A 3,345-nucleotide genomic window follows, 5' to 3' on the forward strand; every position below is an offset into this window, starting at 1 on the left:
AAAGGATATTTGCTACGGTTTTACATTTTTTCATAGAACTATCTCGTAAACTATTTTTATTTCGGTAATTGTATCAAATTTTGCGTTTTATATAGTAGATAATCAGAAATGGTATAACGAATGCTATAACAACGTAAGACATGAATATAAAGAAGAATTCTCGCGCAGAAGCATCTGATAAAATCAAAACGGCTGGTGGCAAAAGTATTGCAAAAATAATAGATGGTAGGAACAAAGATTTAGATATTTTTAATGTCGTCTTGTTAATAAAAATGAGATGTAGTGGATATAGATATAGTCCAAGGTCTAAACCTAACCAGATAAAAAACGCTCTATCGTCTATGCACTCAAACGGATGGCCGCTAGGAGATAGGCTGTCGTTTTTAGGTATGCTATCGGCAATTAGTGATAAGACAACTGGAATAATGATAATACAAGCAATATAAGTGTAAAAATATACTATTTGTTTTCTTGTCATTTTTGTCATTTTTGTCATGAGAAACTATTCCTTTGCAAAGTTTAATCACTATTCAATTATAACTTTCCGTAGTTGGTTTAGGTATTTTTTGTGGGATGTGAATTATGTGTATTGGTAAACCTGAAGGAGTGTGAAAATCGCTGCAAAATATGAAGAAGTGCACGAATTGCTTAGAAAAAGGCTGATCTTAATGCTAGTTTGAGTTTTCTTGCGTGCGTGCCAGGCTGCATCCGTGTTCCAATAGCCAACTGTATTTTATGCAATAATACTAGTTGTAATTTGGGTAATTAGGATTATTTGGGTAATTGTTCGGATTATTCGGGTAGTTTGGATTGTTATTCGGATAATTTTTGAGTAGTTCTGGTTATTCGGATAGTTATAATTCTGGCTATTTGGATTCACGTAATTTGGGTCTACGTAATTTGGATCTACGTAGGTCGGATTCTGATAATTCGGATTTGCATAGTTCGGATCCACGTAACCTTGATTTGCGTAGTTTTGATTGTTTGAATAATTGTAGTTATTGTAATTATTGTAGTTCTGATTTGAATATTCGTAGTTTTTGTTGTTGCTGCTGCTTGGAATGTATGAAAGAAAATATGATCTGCTATATAATAAAGTGAAGCTAGATATTAGAATTGGTGGAACATGAATAAGTTAAGTAAAAAAACGAAAACACTGATAGTTTGTATTTCAATAGTTGTGGTTATCGTTTGTTTTATAACCTTATTCTTGCATCATATTGATAATAATGCATTTTATGTTCAAATTGATAGTAAAGAGAAAATAGCTTCATATAGGGCTAACTATAACTACATAGATGTATATAGGCAAAAAGATAAAATAGTTATCAATACGTATTCTGATAGTAAGTTTGACGAGCCAAATCGGATTGTTGTTCCATTTAAAGGTAAATTAAGTAAAAGTGATATTTTAGTAAAATGGAAAACCGCAAATGGTGATGTTGTTGAGCAAGATAGCGATAGTATTCTTGCGGCAAGTGTAATCATTGAGAAAAATGGCAAAACTATATGTAATGAAAACATAAATTTTTGTGAAAAAGGCTGGAATGCATTAAACGATGCACTCAGAATACAGCAACATAAATAGTGATATAGTTTTGTAAATGATTTTGTGAAAAAGCTCTTTGAGATTATATCAAAGGGCTTTTTTCATGCCCGAAGGGAAGATGAGTCTTGTTAAGAAAATATAGAGCATCGCTACTCTCAAATAATAAATTAATATTGTATGTGACATGATGTTAAGAGAATGGGTATCATGCCTAAAATCAAGCTATAAAGCTATAAAACTATTAAGCCATCAAGCCATCAAGCCATTAAGCCATCAAGCCATTAAGCCATCAAGCCATCAAGCCATTAAGCCAATCTTAAACTTTTTGCGATAGGGCAAAAATTAACAATAACGATTGATACTAATAGCATTACTGAAGGCTATCATATTTCTCATGATACGGATCGTAAATATATTTCTCGAGAAAGCGGTTACTCCAAATTCACAGTCATATATAAACTCGATGATGGTAAGCCTATGGTTGTGAGAATTCCGTTTGGAAAAATGAACGTGAAATTCGACTTGCAGGGCGGAAGTATTGACGGTAAGTTGGATCCAATCATAAATACTGTAAAAAAGAATAACAGTGTTGATTTTCCACAAAATCCAACAAAAGAAAACGTAGAATTTGGTGGCTGGTTTACTGAGCTTCCTAATATTAAATATTATCAGGAGCATAATATGGTAGGCAAACGCTACTACTGGAATAAGAAGTCACTGTTTTCGGATTCCAACTGTGACTTGGTGCAGTGGAATGATGAGAATTTAGATCCTCGGGGTGACTATCAATTTTTACTTCGTGCACAGTGGGATGCTCGTGCGACTTTTGACGCCAATGGAGGAGTGTTTAATAATAAAAATGAGAGCACTAAAGACGAAGTAACTATAGCTGGTAAAGAAATTAAGCTTTCTCAAGCGCCTACTCGCGATGATTATCAGTTCTTAAACTGGGTGGATGCTGCTGGTAATACATATAATCCTGGTGATACGTATAAGTTGGATGCTAATACTGCGTTTACTGCTCAGTGGAAGCGAATACGCAATACTGTTGCATGTAATACTGTTAATTGCAATACTGTCACGCGCGATACTGTTACATTCATGAACGGAGCTGATAAGTATTCGTCTGTTAATGTTGAGAGTGGTAAAGCTATTGATGATGATGAGATTGATGATCAATCAATGCCGAAGGATCCTACTAAAGATGGTTTTACTTTTAAAGAGTGGAATACTCAAGCAGATGGTAAGGGTGATGTGTTTACTGGTACAACGCCTGTTAATAGTGATATGACAATATATGCCATATTTACAAAGAATCCTTTGCCTACGCCTAAACCGACTCCGGATTCTGAGCAGGTTGCTCCTGTAAAGAAGCATAGTGCAATTCCTAATACAGGCGAATCAACAGCTCTTCCGTTCTTGCTGTTTGTTTTAGGGTTTGCGATTGCAGGTTTAAGTATAATTTACAAAAATAGAATGTTGAAAGAAATTAATGAGTAAAAGCTACTTGTTTTTAAGAAAGTAGAATATTCTTATGAAGATGGCTCTAGCGATATGTTAGAGCCATCTTTTATATGTTGTTATGATTTGCAACGGTAATTTGTAAGAAAAATAAGGTAGCGCAAAAGTTTAATCTAGCTACTGGTCGTTCGAAATATTATAAAACTCAGTCTATGAGTATGTGGCGGATTTTATATAGGTTTTTATGCTTTTTAATTTCTAAATAATATTTTTTAATAACCTTAATTTTAATAAAAAGTTGTACTTTTTCTTGATTTTTGGCTACGGGGGGGGGG

Annotated in this window: 3 protein-coding genes and 1 pseudogene; 3 read left to right on the forward strand and 1 reads right to left on the reverse strand. The window is 33.9% G+C overall.

The genetic code is table 11. The annotated features are described in order from the left end of the window. The first annotated feature begins 140 nt into the window (after nt 1-140). On the forward strand, nt 141-446 hold the full coding sequence (locus HMPREF3230_RS04470) for a hypothetical protein (protein ID WP_075523752.1): 306 nt from the start codon (nt 141-143) through the stop codon (nt 444-446). Between the two features lie 420 nt (nt 447-866). On the opposite strand, the pseudogene HMPREF3230_RS06720 reads toward HMPREF3230_RS04470, so the two are convergent. Beyond that, a pseudogene (locus tag HMPREF3230_RS06720) lies at nt 867-977 on the reverse strand (pentapeptide repeat-containing protein); the annotation flags it as partial. Nucleotides 978-1,126: 149 nt separating this feature from the next. Here HMPREF3230_RS06720 and HMPREF3230_RS04475 point away from each other — a divergent pair. Then, a complete protein-coding gene (locus HMPREF3230_RS04475) occupies nt 1,127-1,588 on the forward strand; it encodes a hypothetical protein (protein ID WP_075523753.1) in 462 nt (153 codons plus the stop codon). Nucleotides 1,589-2,026: 438 nt separating this feature from the next. Beyond that, nucleotides 2,027-3,049, forward strand: a complete 1,023-nt coding sequence (locus HMPREF3230_RS04480; protein ID WP_075523754.1) for an InlB B-repeat-containing protein — start codon at nt 2,027-2,029, stop codon at nt 3,047-3,049. The last annotated feature ends 296 nt before the right edge of the window (nt 3,050-3,345 follow it).

This window comes from Gardnerella vaginalis (assembly GCF_001563665.1).
In the GTDB taxonomy this organism is placed as follows: domain Bacteria; phylum Actinomycetota; class Actinomycetes; order Actinomycetales; family Bifidobacteriaceae; genus Bifidobacterium; species Bifidobacterium vaginale_A.